Source organism: Lentilactobacillus sp. TOM.63 (genome assembly GCF_030361045.1).
Lineage (GTDB): Bacteria > Bacillota > Bacilli > Lactobacillales > Lactobacillaceae > Lentilactobacillus > Lentilactobacillus dabitei.
In genome coordinates this window covers 1-3,615 of record NZ_JAUCAP010000131.1, presented here as the reverse complement: position 1 = coordinate 3,615, position 3,615 = coordinate 1, and the positions used below count along the sequence as shown (strand labels likewise).

Here is a 3,615-nt window from a genome sequence, read left to right as displayed (position 1 = left end):
AAAATGCAAAATACCCATCAAACGCGTGAAACATGTGTTTGATGGGTATTTTGTGTATTTTTATGAATAAATCAGGGCTACAGAGCCATTCAAAAATTGAAAAGCCACATTATGAAAATAATATTCATTTACATCGTCAATACGCTTTTGTTGTGCAGATTTGTGTTATATAATGTTAGCGAACTGGTATAGACATATCAGCTTACTTAGTTAACTTAATGATAGGAGTGAACATTTTGCCAACTGAAAGACGTTCTTTGATTGTACTCTTCGGAGCAACTGGTGACCTTGCCACTCGTAAACTTTATCCAGCGATGCTAAAGCTTTACGAAAAAGGAAACATTCGTGAACATTTTGCCGTGATTGGAACTTCCCGTCACAAGATAGATGATGAAAAATACCGAGAAATCGTTGAAAAATCGGTAGCTAAAGAAACAAGTAACAAAAAGATGATCAGTGATTTTGCCAGTCATTTCTACTTTGTCACCCATGATGTGACTAACGTTAGTCATTACGCAAACTTAAAAGATAAATCAGCAGAATTGGACAAGAAGTATGCTTTAGGTGGAAACCGAGTCTTTTATATCTCAATGGCCCCTAACTTTTTTGGAACCGTTGCCAAGAATCTCAAGACTCAGCACCTACTCTCAGAAAATGGCGGTTTCAACCGACTCGTGATTGAAAAGCCATTTGGTCGTGATTTTGAATCAGCTAAACAGTTAAATGACGAATTAAGTGCTGCATTTGAAGAAAATCAAATTTTCCGAATCGACCATTACCTTGGTAAGGAAATGATCCAAAATATTGAAGCCATTCGCTTTGGCAACACTATTTTCGAAGCCCTTTGGAACAACCGATACATCGATAACATTCAAGTTACCTTGGCTGAAAACCTTGGTGTTGAAGAGCGGGCCGGTTATTACGATAACTCAGGTGCGCTGCGTGATATGGCTCAAAACCACATTATGCAGATTGTCAGTTTGCTCGCGATGGAGCAACCGGTTGCATTTAAGGATACCGATATTCGGCAAGAAAAAGTGAAGGCTTTACGGAGTCTCCGGGTATACAACGTTGCTGAAGCATCAACCAACTTTGTCCGTGGCCAATACGGTGGTGTTGGTAACTCTAAGGAATATCGTCAAGAAGATGGGGTTCCAAAGGATTCTAATACCGAAACCTTTGTTGCCGGCAAGTTATTATTTGATAACTATCGTTGGTCTGGAACACCGTTCTATATCAGAACTGGTAAGAAATTGGCTGACAAGTTTACTCGTGTGGACGTTGTCTTCAAGAAGCCGCTCGTGGATATCTTCTCCTTCCCACAAAGTGGCAGTACCCCATTAAACGCCAACGTTTTGACGATCTTCATCGAACCAAATCAAGGCTTCTCATTGATGGTTAATGCGAAAAACAGTGAACAAGGATTCCATACTGAACCCGTTAACTTGCAATTCCTTGAAGACTCCAAGCGAACCAAAGAAACGCCACAACCGTACGAACGTTTAATCCATGATGTGTTGAAGGGTGACGGTACTAACTTTGCCAGCTGGCCTGAAGTTGCCAGTGCATGGAAGTTTGTTGACCAGATCCGTCGGGTATGGGATATTCAACAACCAATGTTCCCTAATTACATTCCAGGATCAATGGGACCAGTTTCTGCAGATGAACTGTTGGCAAGAGATCACCGAGAATGGGTTTACAAATTGAATAAGTAGTCATGAAAAACATTTTCAAAATTTGTATGAGTGTTTTCACAATCTTTGCAATTGTTTGAACAAATTCCTACTCTAGCGTGCTTTTTTGTTCACTTTATAATTGTGAGATGGTACACTAACTGTGTAGTAATTCTTAAAAAGAAAAGGATGGTTTTTAAATGTCTGATCAAAAAGCAAATATCGGTGTTGTCGGAATGGCCGTTATGGGCAAGAACTTAGCCCTTAATATCGAAAGTCGCGGTTATACCGTTGGAATTTTCAACCGTACCGGCGCTAAGACCGAAGAAGTTATGAAGGATCACGGAGACAAGAAACTTGTTCCTAGTTATACGATTGAGGATTTTGTTAAGTCACTTGAAACCCCTCGTCGAATTGTCATGATGGTTAAGGCTGGAAAGCCAACTGATGCTGTGATTGACGAATTACTACCATTACTTGATAAGGGCGATGTCCTTATTGATGGTGGTAACACTAACTTCCACGATACGATGGCTCGTAACGCCCGCCTTGATAAATCAGGAATCAACTTTATCGGCATGGGTGTTTCCGGTGGTGAGCTTGGTGCCTTACAAGGTCCTTCACTAATGCCAGGTGGTCAAAAAGAAGCCTACGATTTGGTTGAACCAATTTTGAAACAAATCGCTGCTAAGGCCCCTGCTGACGGCGAACCATGTGTTACTTACATCGGCCCTAACGGTGCTGGCCATTATGTCAAGATGGTCCACAATGGTATCGAATATGGTGATGAAGAGTTAATCGATGAAAGTTACAACATTTTGAGAAACCTTGCTGGTTATAATGTTGACGAATTAGCTGACATCTACAAAGACTGGAACAAGGGCGAACTTGACAGTTACTTAATCGAAATCACTGCTGATATCTTGACTCACAAAGATGACTTGGGTGACGACAAGAGCAAGCCAATCGTTGATATGATTCTTGACCGTGGTGCCAACAAAGGTACTGGTAAGTGGAGTTCACAAGATGCCCTTGAAATCGGTATCGATCAATCAGTCATTACTGAAGCCGTTTATGCACGATTCATCTCAATGTTCAAGAAGGATCGAGTTGCTGCTTCTAAGGTACTTCCAAAGCCTAAAGCTGACGTTGATTTCGATAAGAAAGAAATCGTTGAAAAGGTTCGTGAAGCCCTCTACTTTGGTAAAGTAATGAGTTATGCTCAAGGCTTTGACCAATTAAAGGCTGCTTCAGACCAATACAAGTGGGATATCAAGTTAGGCGAAATGGCAAAGATTTGGAGAGCCGGCTGTATCATTCGGGCTCGTTTCTTGCAAAACATCACCGATGCTTACGACAAGAACCCAGACCTTCAAAACTTGTTGCTTGACCCTTACTTCACAGATATCTGCAAGAAGTATCAAGAATCAGCTCGTGACGTGGTTGCCTTGGCTACAAAGGCCGGCGTACCAGTCCCATCATTGGCTGCTGCCGTTTCTTACTACGATTCATATCGTTCAGAAGTTGTTCCTGCAAACTTGTTGCAAGCACAACGTGACTACTTCGGTGCTCACACATATGAACGTGTCGATCGCCCAGGAAACTTCCATTATACTTGGTATGAAGAACAATAGAGTGCTGAACCCAACGGTTTGACGCGTTAATATAACAAGGATCATCGGTAATCCTGGGCTTTAGGATTATTGATGATCCTTGTTATATTATTAAGCGTCAGTTGGGTGAAGCACGTTTCCACCATATAGCCGAGTACCAGTAACTGGTAAATGGACATTAATCGGTGTTTTTCCGATTAGTGTCCATTTTCAGTTATATGTAGGGAACTGATGTGCTGAGCACGTTTTAGAGTAAGCACTAAATAACTGGACGTCTACTTCGTAGACGTCTTTTTGAGTACCATAGAATTATTAATTAAGTATGAGGT

The 3,615-nt window shown here is 41.3% G+C and carries 2 protein-coding genes; both read left to right on the top strand.

Annotated elements, in window-relative coordinates; translation table 11 throughout:
* Nucleotides 1–236 precede the first annotated feature (236 nt).
* Nucleotides 237–1,715, top strand: a complete 1,479-nt coding sequence (gene zwf / locus QUF07_RS13470; RefSeq protein ID WP_289427934.1) for a glucose-6-phosphate dehydrogenase — start codon at nt 237–239, stop codon at nt 1,713–1,715.
* A 158-nt stretch (nt 1,716–1,873) separates the two neighbouring features.
* On the top strand, nt 1,874–3,307 hold the full coding sequence (gene gnd, locus QUF07_RS13465) for an NADP-dependent phosphogluconate dehydrogenase (RefSeq protein ID WP_056982003.1): 1,434 nt from the start codon (nt 1,874–1,876) through the stop codon (nt 3,305–3,307).
* The last annotated feature ends 308 nt before the right edge of the window (nt 3,308–3,615 follow it).

Bases quoted from the DNA above. Each gene is read 5' to 3' on its own strand.
- gnd (WP_056982003.1), top strand. From the start codon at position 1,874: ATGTCTGATCAAAAAGCAAATATCGGTGTTGTCGGAATGGCCGTTATG.